Here is an 18,318-nt window from a genome sequence, read left to right on the forward strand (position 1 = left end):
GTGAAGCATGACGGTCAAGATCGACGGAGCCGGGCTCAGGATCGGCGATGTGGCGCGCGTGGCGCGTCCCAATGGAAAAGGGCGTTTCGAGAAGGCCGTTTTGCATCCTCAGGCCCGCGAGCGGATCGCGGCCACGCGGGACTACATCGACCGCCACTGGATGCACGACGATGCCCCGCTCATGTACGCCTTCAACACGGGTGTCGGGCTGTTCAAGGACCAGCGGGTCCTCATCGCCGACATGGCGGCCTACCAGCGCAAGACGGTCTATGCCCATGCCACCGGAATCGGGGAGCCGTTCCCGGAGGACGTGACCCGGGCCATGATGCTGCTGCGCGCCAACGCCTTCGCCTCCAATTACTCCGGCCCCCGCGTCGAGCTGGTGGAGAGGCTGATCGATTTCCTCAATGCCGGGCTGCACCCGGTCGTGCCGCAGAAGGGGTCGGTGGGCGCCTCGGGCGATCTGGCCCCGCTCGCCCACATGGCCGGCGCGGTCTGCGGCTTCGCCGAGGCGGAAATGATCTACAAGGGGCGCCGCATGCCGGCGCGGGAGGCCATCGCGAAAGCGGGCTTCGACCCGGATTTCGAACTCGGCGCGAAGGATGCCTCCGCCCTCATCAACGGGTCGACCACCTCCCTCGCCCTGGGCGTGCTGGCAACCTACGACGCCCGCCGTCTCCTCAAGCAGGCCGACATCGCCATGTGCCTCTCCCTCGAGGCGATGCGCGGAGAACTCGCGGCGTTCGACCCGCGGGTCCACAAGGCACGGCCTCATCCCGGGCAGGCGCGGATCGCGCGGAACCTGCTGCGCATTCTCGAAGGCACCCGGCGCTGCTCCCAGGCCGCGCGCGACGTGGTCTTCCCCGACGAGTCGCGCCAGCCCGGCACTCCGGCTTCGCCGCGGGTGCAGGACGTCTACTCCCTGCGGTGCACGCCGCAGGTCCACGGCCCCGCCGTCGAGGCGGTGGACTATGTGGAGCGGATCGTCGGGACGGAGATCAACTCCGCGACGGACAATCCATTGATCTTCGACGATGGACAGGGCGGCTACGTGTCCATTTCCGGCGGCCACTTCCACGGTCAGTACGTGGCGCAGGCGATGGATCTGCTGGCGATCGCCATGACGGATCTCGGCGCCATCTCCGAGCGCCGGCTCGCGCGGCTCATCGACCCCACGATGTCCTACGGGCTCCCGCGCAACCTCCTCGCGGGCAAGCGCGGGCTCAATACGGGCTTCGCCACCGTGCAGTGCTCCATGTCGGCGCTCGTGATGGAGAACCGCGGGCTCGCCACGCCCGGCTCGGTCGACTCCATTCCCGGCAAGTCCAATGCCGAGGACCATGTGTCGAACTCGACCTGGTGCGGGCGGAAGGCGCGGACGGTGGTGGAGAACGTGGAGCAGATCGTGGCAGGAGAGCTCCTCATGGCAGCCCAGGCGCTCACGCTCGTGGAGCCGCTCGCCAAGGATTATCCCCTCGGCAAGGGAACGGCTGCCGCGCTCGAGGCGATCAGGGCCGTCATCCCGCCGGCCCTGGACGGCGACCGCTGGTATGCGACCGAGATGCGCCAGGCGCTCGAACTCGTACGCTCCGGCGCCATCGTGGAGGCGGTGGAGAGCGCGGTCGGGACTCTCGAGTGAGGCGGGCAAGGGCCCGGGACAAGGACCCTTGCCGATGTGCCGGTCAGCGGCAGCGGCGGATGGTGCGGTACACGACGCTGCCGTTCGGCCGCACGACGCGCTCGCGGATCATGCGGCAGGGGCCCGGCCGGTACCATCCGGGCCGCACGCCGCAATCGCGCACGGTGCGATAGACGACGCGTCCGTTCGGCCGCACGGTTCGCACGTGACGCGTCACGCAAGCGACGTTCTCCACGAGGGACGGCGCTTGCACCTGGGCCCCGTTGAAGCGGGCCTGCGCCTCTGGCGCAGCAAAGAACCCCAGGCCTAGAGCGGCGGCGAAAGCCGGGAGGAGAATGGCTCGCATAGTCCGATCCTTCGGTATGTTGGAATGACGAACGACAACGACATGATGATGCCAAGGTTCCCGAAAGCGGGAGGGAGCACATGAAACCCCGCGTTCTCGTCAGGCCCGTTCGCGAGACGGACGGCGTCGAACTCGTCGCCGCGAATCTCGCCAGCATCGACGTGCACGAGCCGTGGGTCTATCCCTGCCGGGATGCCGCAGGCTTTCAGGCCTACCTGGCGCGCAGCGATGGCGAGCGCTCGCTGGGATTCGTCGCGCGCGAGCGGGAGAGCGGACAGATCGTGGGCGTCGTCAACATCAACGAGATCGTCCGCGGGCTCTTTCAGAGCGCCTATCTCGGTTACTACGGCATGGCCGGCTGGCAGGGCCGGGGGCTGATGCGCGAGGCCGTCGCGCAGGTCATCACGCATGCCTTCGGAACGCTCGGCCTGCACCGGCTCGAAGCCAACATCCAGCCCGGCAACGCGCCCTCCCGTGCGCTTGCGCAGCGGCTGGGATTCCGGCAGGAGGGGTATTCCCCGCGCTACCTGAAGATCGGCGGAGAATGGCGCGACCATGAGCGGTGGGCCATTCTTGCCGAGGAGTGGCATGCGCCGCTCTAGGATGCGCTCTTCGCCTCTCCTCGGACAGAAACCCGGCTCCTGCGCGCGCCTCCGGCCCGCCGCAACTGACGCGGCGAGATTCCCACCCAGTGCGAAGCAGGATCTGATCGGGCGTGCCGGGCGACGCCCCGGTCAGGAAACGATCTTCTTCACCGTCTCCAGGAGAACACGGGCCGCGATATCCGCGTCCTCCAGGGTGATCGATTCCGCCGGGTTGTGGCTGATGCCGCCCTTGCAGCGCACGAAGAGCATCGCGACGGGACAGAGCGCGGCCATCGCCACGGCGTCGTGTCCCGCTCCGGATGCCAGATGCCGCGGCGGGATGCCCGCGGCTCGGACCGCCTCCTCGAGAAGGCCGAGGAGGGATCGGTCCATCGGCGTCGCCGGCGAGTCCATGAAAGGCTCGACGGTGAAGGTCACGCCGCGCTTCCCGGCGATGCTGCGGCATTCGGCGAGAATGTCCGCCACCATGGCATGCCGCACCGCGTCGTCGGGAGAGCGCGCGTCGAGCGTGAAGTCCACCCGAGCGGGGATCACGTTGATGGCTCCGGGCGTCACTTTTGCCGAACCGACCGTCGCCACCGTGTCCTGCCGGATCGCTCCTGCCCGCTCCACGGCGACGATCATCTCGGCGGCTGCGGCCAGCGCGTCGCGCCGCATGGGCATCGGCACGGTTCCGGCATGTCCCGCCTCTCCGATCACGGTGGCGCGCGCGCGGCTGACGCCGTTGATGGCCGAAACGAGGCCGACGGGGAGCCCGTTCGCCTCGAGCTGTGGCCCCTGTTCGATATGCACTTCGAGATAGCCGCGGTAGCGCTTCGGATCGCGCGCGATCGTCCCGATGCGTTCGGGGTCGCCGCCGAAGCGGAGGAGAGCCTCCCTCAAGGTCGTGCCGCTCTCGTCCCGTCCCTCGAGCCATTCCGGCCTGTAATTGCCGGAAAAGGCGTATGACGTGGAGAGATTCGTCGGGAACCGCGCGTTCTCCTCGTCCCCGAACGCAACCACCTCGATGGGGCAGGAGGGAACGATGCCCTCCTCCCGCAGCGCCTCGGCTGCGACGATCCCGAGGACGACCCCGAGCGTGCCGTCATACCGCCCCGCGTCGATCACCGTGTCGATATGGGATCCGATGAGAAGGGCGGGGGCGCCCGGATTCGCGCCCTCCATGCGTCCGATCACCGAGCCCAGAGGGTCGATATGGGCGTCGAGCCCGGCCTCTCGCATGAGGCTCAGCGTCTCTTCCGCTGCAGAGCGGTGAGCTTTCGAGAGATACAGGCGCGTCAGGCGGTCGGGATCGTCGCTGTGGCGGGCGAGAGAGTCGAGCATCGCCATGGCGCGACGGCCGAGGATCGGGTCGTTATGGTTCGTCATGATGACGAAAGAGTTTCAGGAACCGGCGCCCTTCGCAAGCGAAAGCTGCGCCGGCCCATGCTTCAGGCCGCGACGCCGAGCTTCTTCTGCAGGCTCGTCGAAGAGGTCGTGTACTGGAAGAGCAGCTTCTTCTCCGGGTACACGTAGCGATGCACCTTCTGCGCCGCGAGCGCTCCCTCGTGGAATCCGGACAGGATGAGCTTCAGCTTGCCGGGATAGGTATTGATGTCGCCGATGGCGAAGATCCCGGGTACGTTCGTCTCGAACTTCTCCGTATCGACCGGGATCAGGTTCTCGTGGAGGTTCAGGCCCCAGTCGGCGATCGGGCCGAGCTTCATGGTCAGCCCGAAGAAGGGCAGCATCACGTCGCAGGCGATGTCGAAGGTCGAGCCGTCGTCCTTTCGCACCGTGACGCCTTCGAGGACGGGTGCGGGGCCCTTGAGGGCCGAAACCTGTCCGAGGTGCAGATCCATGGCGCCGGCGGCCACGAGCGCCCGCATCTTCTCGACCGTGTGAGGGGCGGCGCGGAAGGCGTCGCGGCGATGCAGCAGGGTGAGGCGCTTGGCGAGGGGCTGCAGGTTCACGGTCCAGTCCAGGGCGGAATCGCCCCCGCCGACGATCAGGATGCGCTTGTCTCGGAACATCTCCATGTGGCGCACGGCATAGAAGACGCCCGTGCCTTCATAGGCCTCGATTTGATCGATGGGCGGCTTCTTCGGCTGGAAAGAGCCGCCGCCGGCGGCGATCAGGATCGACTTGCAGGTGAAGGTGGTTTCGCCCTCGGCGGTCTTCACCCGGAACAGGGGGGCTTCGGGCGTCCCGAGGGTTTCGATGCTCTCCACCATCTGGTTGAGATGGAAGGTGGGATGGAACGGCTCGATCTGGGCCATCAGGTTGTCCACGAGCCCCTGGCCGGTGATCATCGGGAAACCCGGGATGTCGTAGATCGGCTTCTCCGGATAGAGTTCCGCGCACTGGCCGCCCACCTTGGGCAGGATGTCGATCACATGACATCTGATGTCGAGGAGCCCGAGCTCGAACACGGCGAAGAGGCCGACGGGCCCTGCGCCGATGATGACGACGTCCGTTTCGATATGGTCGGTCATGAACAGGCTCCTTGGGGAGACCCTCGGAAAGCACGGTCTCCCGTCTTTTGCAATGCGACAGGCTTGGCCTGCAGAGGCCGCGGAATCAGCTCCCCGTCGGCGCCAGGGTCACCTCCAGGCCGTCGAGCGCGGGAGTCCAGATGATCTGACAGGAGAGGCGGGAGTTCGGCCGGGTCACCACCGTATCCAGCTGGTCCTCCTCCTCCTCCGAGGGGGGATGGAGCTTCGAAAGCCACTCCTCCGCGACGTAGACGTGGCAGGTGGCGCATTCGCAGGCTCCGCCGCAAAGGCCTTCCAGGGGAAGGCCCCAGTCCCGGATGATTTCCATGACGCGCCATCCTTCGAGGGCCTCCAGGGTGTGGCGCTGGCCGGAGCGGTCGGTCACATGGATGACGCCCATGGATCGGGGTGTCCTCGAAGGTTGCGAAAAGCGAAGAGCAGGCGCGGTCGCGCCCGGACGGGGTGGATATTGTGCGTTTTGCCCCCTCCGTCAACGCTTTAGGCCGGGAGGCCGGCCATTTTGCGCATATTCCGGCCGCTGGGCGATGACGAGCGCCCCGGTGTCTCCCAGGGCTCGGGAGGGAGCGGCTGGATGGCCAGGCCGCAGCGTATCATGTCCTCCCGGACGCAGCGGGGGGAGGCATGAGAGATCCTGCGGGCAGACATTCCTGCCTTGCCAGCGCAGCGGCGGGGGTGCCACTGTCGCGGCCCCATCCTCCCTCTCTCTGCCGATTTGCGCCATGCTCCTCCCCCACGATCCCGCCCGCGCCTTCATGCCCTATCCCGCCGTTGCCGTTCCGAACGCGGAAAGCGGGCCGCTCCGCGGCCTGAGCTTCGCCGTCAAGGACCTGTTCGACGTGGCCGGATATCCCACGGGCGCCGGCTCCCCGCAGATGCTCGCCATGTCGGGCCTCAAGACCCGGACGGCGCCCACCGTGCAAAAGCTGCTCGATGCGGGCGCCCGGTTCGTCGGCAAGACGATCACGGACGAGCTCGCCTTCTCCATGAGCGGCAAGAATGCCCATTTCGGCACGCCGCTGAATGGAGGCGCGCCGGACCGGATTCCCGGCGGCTCGTCCTCCGGCTCGGCCTCGGCCGTGTCGAACGGTCTCTGCGACTTCGCGCTCGGCACGGACACGGGCGGCTCGGTCCGGGCCCCGGCGAGTCATTGCGGCCTGTTCGGCATACGGCCGACCCACGGACGCGTCAGCCTGGAGAACTGCCACGACCTTGCGCCCTCCTTCGACACGTGCGGCTATTTTACCCGCGACGGGGCGACCTTCCTGCGGGTCGGCGAAGTGGTGCTGGGAGCCGACACCGAACCGCTGCCGGAGCGGCCCCGGGCGCTGCTGGCGAAGGATGCCTTCGCACTGCTCGACGGTGCGGTCCGGGAGGCGCTCCTCCCGGCGGTTCGCCGGGTCGAGAAGGTTCTGGGGCAGGTGACGGAGGTCGATGCGGCCGCGGAAGGGTTCACGGCCCTCTACTGGGCCATGCGCTATATCCAGGGGCGGGAGGCCTGGGCCGTGGACGGGCCCATGATCGAGCGTCTCAAGCCCCCTCTCGGCCCGGGCGTCGCCGATCGCTTCGCCTTCGCCAAGGAGGTGACCGATCGCCAGGTGGCGGAAGCCCAGGCGATTCGCGGCGCCTTCAAGGAGCGCTTCGCGGCCCTGCTGGGCCGGGACGGGGTCCTGATCCTGCCCAGCATGCCGGACGTGGCGCCCCTGCTGACGGAAAGCGACGAGGCCCTCAACGACTATCGCAACCGGGCGCTGAACCTCCAGTGCCTCTCCGTGCTCTCGGGCCTGCCGCAGGTCTCGATCCCTCTCTCAGGCCGCAACGGGGCTCCTCTCGGCCTCTCGCTTCTGGGACCCGCCGGGTCTGACCTGAGCCTCGTCGCGCTGGCGGCGCGGGTCGCCGAAGGGTGAAGGGGCTTGAACCGGCACGGGCCTGGCCGAGTTACGCCCAGAGCAGGCGAGGCGTCTAGGATCCGGCAAGGGGCCATCGATGAGCCATCCCACGGTCTACCCGAAAGCTCCCCATGTGGCGGTTCCGAGCGCCTGCACCCTGGGGGAGGGAGTGGTCTGGGACCATCGCACCGAGACCGTGCTCTGGGTCGACATCAAGAGCCCGGCCATATGGCGCTGCACGCCCGCCACGGGACGGCACGGGCGCATCCCGGTTCCCGAGCCGGTCGGCTTCGTCCTCCTCACGCCCGATCCGGAGACGGTCGTGGCAGGCTTCAAGTCCGGCCTCGCCCGGTTCCATCTGGCGAGCGGCCGCTCGGTTCCCATCGTCGCGCCCGAGCCCGGGCGGCCCGACAATCGGATCAACGACGGGCATGTGGGGCCTGACGGCAGCATCTATTTCGGCACCATGCACGATCCGGAAACGGAGCCCACCGGCGCCTTCTGGCGCTGGGACGGCAAGGAGCTCGCCTGCTTCCACGAAGGAGTCGTCGTCACCAACGGCCCGGTCTCGAGCCCCGACGGGCGAACGCTGTACGCGACCGACACCACGCGCGGGACCATCTACGCCTTCGATTTCGAACAAGGCCGAATCGGCAAGCCCAGAGTCTTCGTTCAGTTCGAGCAGGGCTGGGGACACCCCGACGGCATGGCGGTCGACGCGGGCGGCCGCCTGTGGGTCTGCCACTGGGGAGGATCGCGCATCACGCGCTTCACGCCCGAAGGAGAGGCGGAACTGGTGGTGCCGGTGCCCACGGCCCAGGTGACGAACTGCGCCTTCGGCGGGCCTGGAATGAGAACGCTCTACATCACCACCGCCAGCGTCGGACACGATCCGCACACCGACCCCATGGCCGGGCACCTCTACGCTCTCGAAACGGAGACGCAGGGACTCGAAGCCGGCATCTTCGAGGGATGAGACATGACGATCGACCGCTTCGGGACCCTCGACGGGCAGGACGTGTGGGAAGTCGTGCTGACAGGCCCGGACGGTATCGAGATGCGCGTGCTGACGTGGGGCGCGGTCATCCGGGACCTGGTCGTGCCGACGCGGCGTGGGACTCGAGGCGTGGTGCTCGGCCTCAACTCCCTCGAGGACTACAGGACCTATTCTCCCTACTTCGGCGCCGTCGTCGGCCGTTACGCGAACCGGATCGGGCACGCCCGTTTCGCCCTGGGCGGACACACCTACATGCTCGACGCCAACGAAGGACGCAACCAGCTGCACGGCGGCCCGCATGGGTTCGGGACGCGGCTCTGGACGGTGATCGACCTGCAGCCGGCGAGCGTGACGCTCGCGCTCGTCTCCCGCGACGGCGACATGGGCTATCCGGGACGTCTCGTCGCCACCTGCACCTATTCGCTTCTTCCGAGCGCCACGGTGCGCGTCGCCCTCGAAGCGACCTGCGACCGCCCGACGCCGGTCAACCTGACCACGCACGGCTACTTCAACCTCGACGGCAGTTCCGATATCTGTTCGCATCACCTGACGATCGCGGCCGATTTCGTCACGCCGACGCAACCGGACCTGATTCCCACCGGCGAGATCAGGAGCGTGACGGGGACGCCGTTCGACTTCCGGGCGAGCCGCCCCATCGGCGCGGCCCAGCTGCTGCAGGGGCGGACCTCGTACGACATCAATTATGTTCTGCGGGCCGGTGCAGGCGGGCTACGCCATGCGGCTGCCCTCCATTCGCTCAACAGCGGGCTGTCCATGGAACTCTGGACGACGGAGCCCGGCGTCCAGTTCTATGACGGGCATATGCTGGACATTCCCGTGCCGGGCCTCGGCGGCGCCCGCTACGGCGCGCATGCCGGCCTCTGCCTCGAGCCGCAGCGGTTCCCCGACGGCCCCAATAACGCCCACTTTCCCCCGTGTATTCTCGATCCCGGATCGGTCTCCCGTCAGGTCAGCGAATTCCGCTTCGTGCAGCTGGCGTGAGGGAACTTTGCCGTTTGCCGGGTCGTTGTTTCCACGAGGCGCTCCCGTCGGAGGAGCGAGGCCAGGGGGAAGACCGATATGCCGGTGCTCGACGCGAATGCCCTGAAGACGGATCCGCAGGGCATGGCCTTTCTTTCGGGCGTGTTGCGTCAGCCTCGGCCGGGCCGGCCCAGCCTGGACAGAACGTCCGTTCTCCACCGCAAACCCGCCTGCGCCGCCAAGCCGCGCGAGTTGCGGCTTCCCGCCCTGCCGGTCGTCTGAGTTTCAGGCCTCTTCCGATCCGGGAGCGGTGAGGCCGCGCTTGGCCAGCAGGGCCTCTGCCGTGGGCAGACGCCCGCGGAAGGCGCGGTAGGCATCCGCCGGATCGCGCAGGTTGCCGGCGGAATAGATGTACCATTTCAGCTTCTCGGCCGTATCCCGGTCGAAGGCATTCCCGGTCTCCTCGAAAGCGTTGAACGCATCCGCATCCAGCACCTCGGACCAAAGGTAGCTGTAGTAGCCTGACGAATAGCCGTCGCCCGAGAAGACATGGGTGAAGTGCGGGGTGCGGTGCCGCATGATGATCTCGCCGGGCATGCCGATCCTCTCGAGCGACGCCCGCTCGAAGGCCGCCACGTCCACGTTGCCGGGATCCACGAGCCGGTGGAAGTCGATATCGACGAATGCCGAGGCGAGGTACTCGACCGTTGCGAAGCCCTGGTTGAAGTTTCTCGCATCCGTCAGCCGCTTCAGCAGGGTTTCCGGAATCGGCTCGCCTGTCTTCGCATGCGTTGCATAGCGGCGCAGGATTTCCGGCTGCGACAGCCAGTGCTCGTAGAGCTGGGACGGCAACTCGACAAAGTCCGTCGAGACGCTCGTCCCCGCGAGCAGGGGATAGGTCACGTCGGAGAGGAGGCCGTGAAGCGCGTGACCGAACTCGTGGAACAGCGTCCGCGCGTCGTCGAAGCTGAGCAGGGACGGCTCGCCCGGACCGCCCTTGGAGAAATTCATGACGTTGACGATGATCGGGCGAATGTTTCCGGTCAGCTTCTCCTGGGATCGGAAGGCGCTCATCCACGCTCCGCTGCGCTTCGACGCACGGGCGAAGTAGTCGCCGATGAAGATGCCGACGAGTGCGCCGTCCCCGCCCGTGACCTTCCAGGCGCGAATGTCGGGATGGTAGCGCGGGAAATCCTGCAACTCCTCGAAACGCAATCCGAAGAGCCGGTTCGCGGTTTCGAAGGCGGCCTCGACGATTCGCTCCAGCTGGAAGTACGGCTTGATGGCCGCCTCGTCGAGATCGTGCTTCGCGATGCGGACCTGCTCGGCGTAGTAGCGCCAGTCCCACGGCTCGATGACGATGTTGTCGCCTTTGGCCTGGGCGTGCGCCTGCAGATCGTCCCTCTCCTGCATGGCGCGCCGCCGCGCCGGTCCCCAGACCTCGTTAAGGAGTGCGAGAACCGCCGCCGGCGTCTTCGCCATCGTGTCGGCGAGCTTGAAGTCCGCGAAGGTCTCGTAGCCCAGGAGCTTCGCGCGCTCGGCGCGCAGACGCACCATCTCGGCGACGATGGCCGTGTTGTCCGTGGCGCCGCCGCCTTCTCCGCGGGAGGCCCAGGCTTTGAAGGCCCGCTCCCGCAGGTCGCGCCGGCTCGAGAACTGGAGGAAGGGTTCGATGCTGGAGCGCGACAGGGTGATCACGTACTTGCCCGGAAGGCCGCAATCGGCCGCCGCCTGCGCCGCAGCTTCCCGTAGGAACGAGGGGAGGCCCGCCAGATCCTCCTCGGTTTCGAGAACGAGGCGATACGCCTTCTCGTCGGCCAGCACGTTCTGCGAGAACTGTGTCCCGAGGGCAGCCAGGCGCTCCGTGATCTCCGCGAGGCGCTGCTTGTCCTGCGGACCGAGGCGGGCGCCGGCGCGCACGAAAATCGTGTGGTAACGGTCGAGCACGCGGGCCTGCTCGGGGGAGAGGCCGAGATCGTCCCTGTTCCGGTGGAGGGCATCCACACGCCGGAAAAGGGCTTCGTTCATGAAGATGCTGTTGCGGTGCTTCGCGAGGCGCGGCGCCATCTCGCGCTCGACCGCCTGAATGGCGTCGTTCGTATGCGATCCCGCCAGGTTGAAGAAGACGCCACCGACGCGCTTCAGGGTCGCGCCGCTCCGCTCCATCGCCTCGATCGTGTTGGCGAAGGTCGGGGTCTCGGCATTTCCGGCAATCGCATCGATCTCCGCCTGCTGCTCCGCAATGGCGGCATCGAAGGCCGGCCGGTAATGCTCAGGCGCGATGCTCTCGAAAGGGGGGATGCCGAAGGGAGTCGCCCAGGAAGCGAGGAGGGGATTCGATGGGCGATTCACATCCGATGAAGTCATGGCAATCCTCGTTCGGGCCGTTCCGGCTCTCTTTTAGCGGTCCCGGTCAGGTGCAGGAAGGGGCGGCGCTTCGGGGACGAGGTGGCGGCGCAGGAACGCCAGAGCCCTTCGCGTCGCATCCGCCTGCGCCTGGCCGCGGAAGCCGTGACCTTCGCCGGGATAGATTCTGATCTCGTGCGGGACGTGCCTCTGACGAAGCAGGGATTCGATGGCATAAGCATTCGCCACCGGCACGACCGGATCCATGTTGCCGTGGAGGACGAGGGTCGGAGGCAGGCGCGCATCGGGGGCGACCGCTCCCTGGGGGAGCGGCCCGTAGAAACTCACCAGGGCTCCGATCCGCGAACTCGTGCCGGAAACCGCAAGTCCCAATGCCGCGCCGAGCGAGATCCCGACCAGCCCAATGCTCCCCGCAGCCGTTTCGGCCGTGTCTCCGATCCAGGCAAGGGCATCCCGGACCGTTTCCATCCATGGAACGAAGTTCTGGAACAGGGTCGAGAAGGAGGCGCGTCGCTCCCCGGTCCGGTCGAGATAATGGACGAGATGCACCTGGAAGCCGGAGGCGGCGATCTCCCGTGCCCCCGCCCGGTACTGGCCATTGAGGCCAAGCCCGTCGGCGCCGTGAAGCATGAGGACCGGAGGGGCCGACCTCTGGCCGCCCGGCTCGAAGCGTTCCACGTTTATGGTTCTCCCGCCGCTGGAAAAGGTCTGGCGCGACTCGGTCACAGGCATAGGCACGGCTTCTCCGCTGAGGGCTGGGAAGGGCAGGACAGGCCAAGCGGCGGCAAGAGGGGCGCCGATCAGCAGCGTTCGTCGGGACGGGTTCATGACATGGGATTCAGGGCACGGTTCGGGCAGCGGAAAGAGGATCGGGCTCGAGGCCGGTCCCCTCCTGATCTGGAAAGCCCGCATGGGACGGACAGATGGCAAAAGGTCTCATGAGGTCTCAGGGCCGAGGCAGGCTCCCGAACGGCCAAGGATCGTTCGGGAGGTTCGGGCGTTGTCAGAACGCCAGGATCCTCCCCGCGGCTCCGGAGAAGAACGCCCCATGTCCGCCGCCAGTCCGTCCCCGCCTCCTCAGGCAGAGATCCCGCCGCCCAGCGTTCCGGGAATTTCGGGCCTGATGACCCTCATCGTCGGCATCGTCGTCCTGGCCGCGCTCTATATCGGCCAGGACGTGTTCCTGCCGATCGTGCTCGCGATCCTGCTCGCCTTCGTGCTGGCGCCCTTCGTCGACATGATGCGGCGCTGGCATCTGGGCCGCGTCCCTTCCGTGATCATCGCCGTGCTCGTGGCCTTGGGGATCATCGTCTCCCTCGGCGGCATCATCGGGTTCCAGCTTGCGGGGCTCGCGAGCGACCTTCCGCGCTATCAGTACACGATCAAGGAGAAACTCGGCTCCCTCCGCGAGGGATCGCTCGGGCGGCTGCCCGCGCTCCTGAAGAACATGGGCCGCGAGTTCGACCGGGCGGTTCAGGAAAACCCGGAGGAAAAGAAGGGCGCGCCGTCTCCGGCACCGGCACAGGAAGCGGAGACTCCTGCACCGTTGCCGGTCGAGGTGCACCAGCCGGAGCCGACGCCCGTCGAGCTTGCGCGCAATTTCCTCCTGCCGATGCTGCAGCCGCTGGCGACGACGGGCATCGTGTTCGTGGTCCTCGTCTTCATTCTCCTGCAGCGGGAGGATCTCCGCGACCGCATGATCCGCCTGTTCGGCTCCAGCGACCTGCATCGCACCACCATCGCAATGGACGATGCGGCGCGGCGCCTCAGCCGCTATTTCCTGATTCAACTCGGCCTCAACACCGCGTTCGGCGTCTTCGTCGCTGTCGGCCTATGGGCCATCGGCGTACCGAGTCCCCTGCTCTGGGGCGTGTTCGCGGCGCTGATGCGGTTCGTGCCCTACATCGGCTCCTTCATCGCCGCGGCCTTTCCCATCATGCTCGCCGCAGCCGTGGACCCCGGCTGGTCGATGGCGGTGCTGACGGCAGCCCTCTTTCTCCTCGGCGAGCCGCTCATGGGCCATGTCATCGAACCGGTGGTGTATGGCCAAAGCACGGGCCTTTCCCCCTTCGCCGTGGTCCTCTCCGCCATCTTCTGGACCTGGATCTGGGGCCCCGTCGGCCTGCTCATCGCCACGCCGCTGACCCTGTGCCTCGTCGTTCTGGGCCGTCATGTGGAGCGGCTGGAATTCCTCGATGTCCTGCTCGGCGACCGCCCTGCGCTGACGCCGGCGGAAAACCTCTACCAGCGCATGCTGGCTGGCGATCCGGACGAGGCGCTCGAGTCCGCCGAGGCCCTCCTGCGGGAGCGCTCACTCACATCCTATTACGACGAGGTCGCCCTGAAGGGGCTGCAGCTTGCCGCCAACGATGCGAGCCGGGGCGTCCTGACGGTCCACCAGCTCGAGCGGGTCAAGGCCGTGGTCGGAGCCCTCATCCAGGATCTCGACACCCATGACGACCGGGAGCCGGAGCGCAAGGAGACCGTGGACGAGCCCGTGGCGCCGCCGGCCAGCGAGCAGCCCGCCATCAAGGAGCCCGCCGTCGCGCAGCCTTCGCCGGCGGCCATGCCGGTTCGGGAGGAGTGGCGCAGCGAAGGCGCCGTGCTATGCGTCGCCGGCCGCGGCCCTCTCGACGGAGCTGCCGCTTCGATGCTGGCGCAGCTTCTGACCAAGCATGGCCTCGGGACGCGCACGGTGCCCTACGAGGCCGTATCCCGCGCGGGGATCGGCAGCCTCGATACGACGAATGTGCGAATGGTGTGCCTGTCCTATCTGGAGATCGGCGGTACGCCGGCGCATCTGCGATATCTCCTGCGACGCCTCCGCAACAGAATGCCGGACGTCCCGATCCTCGTCGGCCTCTGGCCGGCGGACGACGCGGTCCTGAGCAACCAGGGCCGGCAGGCGTCGCTCGGGGCCGACTACTACGTGTCGACCCTGCGCGAGGCGGTCGTGCTGTGCGTGAAGAATGCGACGGGAGAGGAGAAGGGGCATGCCCGGACCCCGTCCCCGCCGCAGCCGTCCCATGCCGCGACGGGGTCGGAGCGCTTGCCTCTCCCGGCTTGAGGGAAGCCTCAGGCCGGCTGCTCCGCGAGGAAGTTCTCCGCGTAGTGGCACGCCACCAGACGGCCGTCGATCGGCCGCAGCGCCGGCCGTTCGATCCGGCAGCGCTCGGTCACGTAGGGACAGCGTGTCGAGAAAACGCAGCCCTTCGGTGGATTGAGCGGCGAAGGCAGCTCGCCCTTCAGGACGATGCGCTTGCGCTTGGCTCCGGACATGCTGGGAGTCGAGGAGAGGAGCGCCTGCGTATAGGGGTGCAGGGGACGCTCGTAGATCCGCTCCTTCGGACCCTGCTCGACCGTAAGCCCCAGATACATCACCATCACATCGTCGGCGATGTGGCGGACCACGCTCAGGTCGTGGGAGATGAAGAGATAGGCGAGGCCCATCTCCTGCTGCAGGTCGGCCAGGAGGTTCAGGACCTGGGCCTGGATCGACACGTCCAGAGCGGAGACGGGCTCGTCCGCCACCACGAGCTTGGGCGAGAGCATCAGCGCCCGCGCGATGGCGATGCGCTGGCGCTGGCCGCCGGAGAACATGTGCGGGTAACGGTTGTAGTGCTCGGGGCGCAGGCCCACCTTTGCCATCATCGCACGTGCCCGCTCCGTCCGCTCGGCGGCGGAAAGACTCGTGTTGATGGCGAGCGGCTCCTCGAGAATCGTCCCGACCTTCTTGCGCGGGTTGAGCGATCCATAGGGATTCTGGAACACCAGCTGCACCGTGCGCCGCAGATCCTTGGCCTTGCCGGCGGGCGGGTGGATGGCGTCCATCCCGTCGAGCGTCAGCGTGCCCTCCGTCGGCTTCTCGATCAGGGTGACCATGCGGGCAAGGGTGGACTTGCCGCAGCCGGACTCGCCGACCACCGCCAGCGTCTTGCCGGGGGCGATGGAGAACGAGACGCCGCCCACGGCCTGCAGACGGCCGGGCTCCTTGAACAGGCCGCGCCGCACCTCGTAGACGCGCTTGAGATTGTTGGCTTCGACTACGGGAGCGGTCACGATGCGGCCTCCGCGCCAAGGGGGTGGTCGGCTTCGATCCGGGCCGTGCGGCTCGGGTCGCCCAGGGGATAGTGGCAGCGGATCTGCCCGCCGGCCCAGGAGCGCAGCTCAGGGCGCACGTTGCGGGAGTGCTCCGTCGCGTACCTGCAGCGGGGGCTGAACAGGCATCCCTTCGGGCGATCGTAGAGACCCGGCACGACGCCGGGGATGGTGGAGAGGCGTCCGCCCCTGCTGTTCTCGGGCAATGCCGCAAGCAGGGCCGCCGTGTAGGGATGCTGAGGCGAAGCGAAGAGGTCCTCCGCCGCGCGCTCTTCCATGATCTGGCCGGCGTACATGACCATGATGCGCTTTGCGGTCTCGGCGATCACGCCCATGTCGTGCGTGATCATGACGAGGGCCATGTTGCGCTCCTTCTGCAGGTTGATCAGCAGATCGAGGATCTGCGCCTGGATCGTCACGTCGAGGGCCGTGGTCGGCTCGTCCGCGATCAGGAGCTTCGGATTGCAGGCGATCGCCATGGCGATCATCACGCGCTGGTTCATGCCGCCCGAGAGCTGGTGGGGGAAGGCCGACAGGCGGCTTTCGGGCGAGGGGATGCCGACCTGCTCCAGCAGCTCGATGGCGCGCCGGCGGGCGCTCCGGCGATCCATGCCTTCGTGAAGGCGCAGGGTTTCGGTGAGCTGGAACCCGATGGTGAAGCACGGGTTCAGGCTCGTCGTCGGCTCCTGGAAGATCATCGCCACGTCCTTGCCCGTGAGCTTTCGACGCTCGCGGTCCGAGATCGTCAGGAGATCGCGCCCGTTGAACGAGAGCTTGTCGGCTTTCACCCGTCCGGGGAAGGGCACGAGGCCCATGAGCGCCAGCATCGTGACGCTCTTCCCCGAGCCGGATTCGCCCACGACGCCGAGGATCTCCCCTTCCTCGAGCCTGAGGCTGACGCCGTCGACGGCACGCATGATGCCGCCTTGGGTCGGAAATTCGACCGAAAGGTTTTCGATTTCGAGAAGAGCCATGGTCAACGCTTCAATTTGGGGTCCAGGGCGTCGCGAAGGCCGTCGCCGAGGAGGTTGAACGCCAGCACGGTGATGAGAATGGCAAGGCCCGGGAAGGTGACGACCCACCAGGCGCGCAGCACGAACTCGCGGGCATCCGCGAGCATGGTGCCCCACTCGGGAGCCGGGGGCTGGGCGCCGAGACCGAGGAAGCCGAGCGCTGCGGCGTCGAGGATCGCGGTCGAAATGCCGAGAGAGGCCTGGACGATCAGCGGGGCCGTGCAGTTGGGCAGCACCTCCCTGAACATGAGGCGCAGCGTACCCGCGCCGCTGACCCTGGCGGCCGTCACGTAGTCCTTGGAGGTTTCCGTGATCACGGCGGCCCGCGCGAGGCGGACGTAGTGCGGCAGGATCACCAGAGCGACGGCGAGCATCGAGTTGACGAGACCGGGGCCGAGCACCGCGACGATGACGATGGCGAGCAGAAGGCTCGGCAGGGTCAGGATGATGTCCATCAGCCGCATGATGAAGATCTCGGTCAGGCCGCGGGAGAAGCCCGCGACGAGCCCAAGCACCGTTCCGATCGCGATGGAGATCGAAACGATCACGATGCCGATCAGCAGCGACAGGCGAGATCCGTAGATGAGCCGCGAAAGGATGTCGCGGCCGATGGGATCGGTCCCGAGCGGATAGGCGAGGCTTCCGCCCTCCTGCCAGAAAGGTGGCTTGAGCGCGATGGAGGTGTCGGTGACATAGGGCGAGTGGGGGGCGAGGACGTCGGCGAGGATCGCGACCGCCACCACGAAGGCAATCACGGCGAGGCCTGCGACTGCGCCCTTGTTGGCGCTGAAGTAACCCCAGAATTCGCGCAAGGGGTGGGGCGGGGTCGCCGTCGGCGCAGCGACGGCAGGAGCTTCCATGGTTTCTGCGGTCATCGATGATGCCTGATGCGCGGGTTGATGAGGCCATAGGCGAGGTCGACGATGAGGTTCACGCTCATCACGACGATGCCCAGAAGAAGGGCGCCGCCCTGCAGGACCGGATAGTCACGCCGGAAGATGGCGTCGATCAGCCATTTGCCGACGCCGGGCCAGGAGAAGATCGTCTCGGTCAGGATGGCGCCCGTGAAGAGGACGCCCACCTGCAGGCCGATCACCGTAACGACCGGGATGAGCGCATTGCGCAGGGCGTGCAGGGCGATCACCCGGTAACGCGAGAGGCCCTTGGCCTTGGCGGTGCGGATGTAATCCTCGCCCAGCACCTCCAGCATGGCAGAGCGCGTCATGCGGGCAATCACCGCGAGGGGCACCGTCCCGAGCACGATGGTGGGCAGGATGAGATGCTCCACCGCCGAGGCGAAGGCGCCTTCCTCGCCCGAGAGGAGGCTGTCGATCAGGAGGAAGCCGGTGATCGGCTCGATGTAATACAGGACGTCGATACGGCCGGAGACGGGCGTGAGGTCGAGCTGCACCGAGAACACGAGGATCAGGATCAGGCCCCACCAGAAGATCGGCATGGAATAGCCGGTGAGCGAGATGCCCATGACGCCGTGATCGAAGATCGAATTTCGTCGGATCGCGGCCAGGATGCCGGCCGGCAGCCCGATCGCCAATGCGAACAGGATTGCGCAGAGCGCCAGTTCCATGGTCGCCGGGAACAGGGCCTTGAACTCCTCCCAGACCGGCGCCTGGGTGATCAGGGACTTGCCGAGATCGCCCTGGAGGACGCGGGAAATGTAGATGCCGTACTGGACGAAGATCGGCTTGTCGAAGCCGAACTCCTTGCGCAGCTGTTCGTGGCGCGCGGCATCGATGCCGCGCTCGCCGGCCATGGTCTCGATCGGATCGCCAGGGACGAGGCGGATCAGGAAGAAGGCGAGCAGCGTGATCCCGATGAAGGTCGGGATGATCAGGCTGACGCGGGTGAGGATGAAGCGGAGCATCGTCTGAAT

17 protein-coding genes are annotated in these 18,318 nt (G+C 67.2%); 7 read left to right on the forward strand and 10 right to left on the reverse strand.

Annotation, left to right across the window (positions count from 1 at the left end):
- Positions 1-7: 7 nt before the first annotated feature.
- Positions 8-1,639 (forward strand): HAL/PAL/TAL family ammonia-lyase, encoded by a 1,632-nt coding sequence (locus tag GDR74_RS02980; protein ID WP_152584912.1) that lies wholly within the window; start codon positions 8-10, stop codon positions 1,637-1,639.
- Between the two features lie 43 nt (positions 1,640-1,682).
- Here GDR74_RS02980 and GDR74_RS02985 read toward each other — a convergent pair whose 3' ends face one another.
- Positions 1,683-1,985 (reverse strand): hypothetical protein, encoded by a 303-nt coding sequence (locus GDR74_RS02985; protein WP_152584913.1) that lies wholly within the window; start codon positions 1,983-1,985, stop codon positions 1,683-1,685.
- Between the two features lie 80 nt (positions 1,986-2,065).
- On the opposite strand from GDR74_RS02985, the gene GDR74_RS02990 reads away from it, so the two are divergent.
- Entirely contained in the window at positions 2,066-2,587 is a 522-nt protein-coding gene (locus GDR74_RS02990; protein WP_152584914.1) for a GNAT family N-acetyltransferase, read from the forward strand.
- A 132-nt stretch (positions 2,588-2,719) separates the two neighbouring features.
- On the opposite strand, the gene GDR74_RS02995 is transcribed toward GDR74_RS02990, so the two are convergent.
- From GDR74_RS02995 to GDR74_RS03005, 3 genes are all read right to left on the reverse strand, one after another.
- Positions 2,720-3,958 (reverse strand): allantoate amidohydrolase, encoded by a 1,239-nt coding sequence (locus GDR74_RS02995; protein WP_152584915.1) that lies wholly within the window; start codon positions 3,956-3,958, stop codon positions 2,720-2,722.
- A 62-nt stretch (positions 3,959-4,020) separates the two neighbouring features.
- Entirely contained in the window at positions 4,021-5,064 is a 1,044-nt protein-coding gene (locus GDR74_RS03000; RefSeq protein WP_152584916.1) for an NAD(P)/FAD-dependent oxidoreductase, read from the reverse strand.
- An 85-nt stretch (positions 5,065-5,149) separates the two neighbouring features.
- The gene (locus GDR74_RS03005) at positions 5,150-5,464 is read right to left on the reverse strand and encodes a 2Fe-2S iron-sulfur cluster-binding protein (protein ID WP_152584917.1); all 315 of its coding nucleotides are present in this window, start codon (positions 5,462-5,464) and stop codon (positions 5,150-5,152) included.
- 340 nt (positions 5,465-5,804) lie between these two features.
- On the opposite strand from GDR74_RS03005, the gene GDR74_RS03010 reads away from it, so the two are divergent.
- From GDR74_RS03010 to GDR74_RS03025, 4 genes are all read left to right on the forward strand, one after another.
- The gene (locus GDR74_RS03010; RefSeq protein WP_152584918.1) at positions 5,805-6,989 is read left to right on the forward strand and encodes an amidase; all 1,185 of its coding nucleotides are present in this window, start codon (positions 5,805-5,807) and stop codon (positions 6,987-6,989) included.
- Positions 6,990-7,068: 79 nt separating this feature from the next.
- A complete protein-coding gene (locus GDR74_RS03015; protein WP_152584919.1) occupies positions 7,069-7,947 on the forward strand; it encodes an SMP-30/gluconolactonase/LRE family protein in 879 nt (292 codons plus the stop codon).
- 3 nt (positions 7,948-7,950) lie between these two features.
- Positions 7,951-8,970, forward strand: coding sequence for an aldose epimerase family protein (locus tag GDR74_RS03020; protein WP_152584920.1), 1,020 nt, complete (start codon positions 7,951-7,953; stop codon positions 8,968-8,970).
- 78 nt (positions 8,971-9,048) lie between these two features.
- Positions 9,049-9,231: a hypothetical protein gene (locus GDR74_RS03025; RefSeq protein ID WP_152584921.1), complete on the forward strand. Its 183-nt coding sequence runs from the start codon at positions 9,049-9,051 to the stop codon at positions 9,229-9,231.
- A 3-nt stretch (positions 9,232-9,234) separates the two neighbouring features.
- Here GDR74_RS03025 and GDR74_RS03030 read toward each other — a convergent pair whose 3' ends face one another.
- Positions 9,235-11,316 (reverse strand): M3 family metallopeptidase, encoded by a 2,082-nt coding sequence (locus GDR74_RS03030; protein WP_152584922.1) that lies wholly within the window; start codon positions 11,314-11,316, stop codon positions 9,235-9,237.
- A 33-nt stretch (positions 11,317-11,349) separates the two neighbouring features.
- The gene (locus GDR74_RS03035; protein ID WP_246179829.1) at positions 11,350-11,994 is read right to left on the reverse strand and encodes a dienelactone hydrolase family protein; all 645 of its coding nucleotides are present in this window, start codon (positions 11,992-11,994) and stop codon (positions 11,350-11,352) included.
- A 370-nt stretch (positions 11,995-12,364) separates the two neighbouring features.
- Between GDR74_RS03035 and GDR74_RS03040 the strand changes: the two genes are divergently transcribed.
- Positions 12,365-14,383 carry an AI-2E family transporter gene (locus GDR74_RS03040; protein WP_152584924.1) on the forward strand — a complete coding sequence of 673 codons (2,019 nt, stop codon included), beginning with the start codon at positions 12,365-12,367 and terminating at the stop codon, positions 14,381-14,383.
- Positions 14,384-14,391: 8 nt separating this feature from the next.
- On the opposite strand, the gene GDR74_RS03045 is transcribed toward GDR74_RS03040, so the two are convergent.
- The 4 genes from GDR74_RS03045 to GDR74_RS03060 are packed head-to-tail and all read right to left on the reverse strand — an operon-like array spanning position 14,392 to position 18,309.
- Positions 14,392-15,375: a peptide ABC transporter ATP-binding protein gene (locus GDR74_RS03045; RefSeq protein WP_152584925.1), complete on the reverse strand. Its 984-nt coding sequence runs from the start codon at positions 15,373-15,375 to the stop codon at positions 14,392-14,394.
- Positions 15,372-16,388, reverse strand: a complete 1,017-nt coding sequence (locus GDR74_RS03050) for an ABC transporter ATP-binding protein (RefSeq protein ID WP_152584926.1) — start codon at positions 16,386-16,388, stop codon at positions 15,372-15,374. Before GDR74_RS03050 ends, GDR74_RS03045 begins: the two co-directional genes overlap by 4 nt.
- Positions 16,389-16,390: 2 nt before the next feature.
- Positions 16,391-17,302, reverse strand: a complete 912-nt coding sequence (locus tag GDR74_RS03055) for an ABC transporter permease subunit (RefSeq protein ID WP_152584927.1) — start codon at positions 17,300-17,302, stop codon at positions 16,391-16,393.
- The gene (locus tag GDR74_RS03060; protein WP_152584928.1) at positions 17,299-18,309 is read right to left on the reverse strand and encodes an ABC transporter permease subunit; all 1,011 of its coding nucleotides are present in this window, start codon (positions 18,307-18,309) and stop codon (positions 17,299-17,301) included. The genes GDR74_RS03055 and GDR74_RS03060 overlap by 4 nt, the downstream gene beginning before the upstream one ends.
- Positions 18,310-18,318: the final 9 nt, after the last annotated feature.

The organism is Microvirga thermotolerans, from assembly GCF_009363855.1.
GTDB lineage: Bacteria > Pseudomonadota > Alphaproteobacteria > Rhizobiales > Beijerinckiaceae > Microvirga > Microvirga thermotolerans.

Bases quoted from the DNA above. Each gene is read 5' to 3' on its own strand.
- GDR74_RS02980 (WP_152584912.1), top strand. From the start codon at position 8: ATGACGGTCAAGATCGACGGAGCCGGGCTCAGGATCGGCGATGTGGCG.
- GDR74_RS02985 (WP_152584913.1), bottom strand. From the start codon at position 1,985: ATGCGAGCCATTCTCCTCCCGGCTTTCGCCGCCGCTCTAGGCCTGGGG.
- GDR74_RS02990 (WP_152584914.1), top strand. From the start codon at position 2,066: ATGAAACCCCGCGTTCTCGTCAGGCCCGTTCGCGAGACGGACGGCGTC.
- GDR74_RS02995 (WP_152584915.1), bottom strand. From the start codon at position 3,958: ATGACGAACCATAACGACCCGATCCTCGGCCGTCGCGCCATGGCGATG.
- GDR74_RS03000 (WP_152584916.1), bottom strand. From the start codon at position 5,064: ATGACCGACCATATCGAAACGGACGTCGTCATCATCGGCGCAGGGCCC.
- GDR74_RS03005 (WP_152584917.1), bottom strand. From the start codon at position 5,464: ATGGGCGTCATCCATGTGACCGACCGCTCCGGCCAGCGCCACACCCTG.
- GDR74_RS03010 (WP_152584918.1), top strand. From the start codon at position 5,805: ATGCTCCTCCCCCACGATCCCGCCCGCGCCTTCATGCCCTATCCCGCC.
- GDR74_RS03015 (WP_152584919.1), top strand. From the start codon at position 7,069: ATGAGCCATCCCACGGTCTACCCGAAAGCTCCCCATGTGGCGGTTCCG.
- GDR74_RS03020 (WP_152584920.1), top strand. From the start codon at position 7,951: ATGACGATCGACCGCTTCGGGACCCTCGACGGGCAGGACGTGTGGGAA.
- GDR74_RS03025 (WP_152584921.1), top strand. From the start codon at position 9,049: ATGCCGGTGCTCGACGCGAATGCCCTGAAGACGGATCCGCAGGGCATG.
- GDR74_RS03030 (WP_152584922.1), bottom strand. From the start codon at position 11,316: ATGACTTCATCGGATGTGAATCGCCCATCGAATCCCCTCCTCGCTTCC.
- GDR74_RS03040 (WP_152584924.1), top strand. From the start codon at position 12,365: ATGTCCGCCGCCAGTCCGTCCCCGCCTCCTCAGGCAGAGATCCCGCCG.
- GDR74_RS03050 (WP_152584926.1), bottom strand. From the start codon at position 16,388: ATGGCTCTTCTCGAAATCGAAAACCTTTCGGTCGAATTTCCGACCCAA.
- GDR74_RS03055 (WP_152584927.1), bottom strand. From the start codon at position 17,302: ATGACCGCAGAAACCATGGAAGCTCCTGCCGTCGCTGCGCCGACGGCG.
- GDR74_RS03060 (WP_152584928.1), bottom strand. From the start codon at position 18,309: ATGCTCCGCTTCATCCTCACCCGCGTCAGCCTGATCATCCCGACCTTC.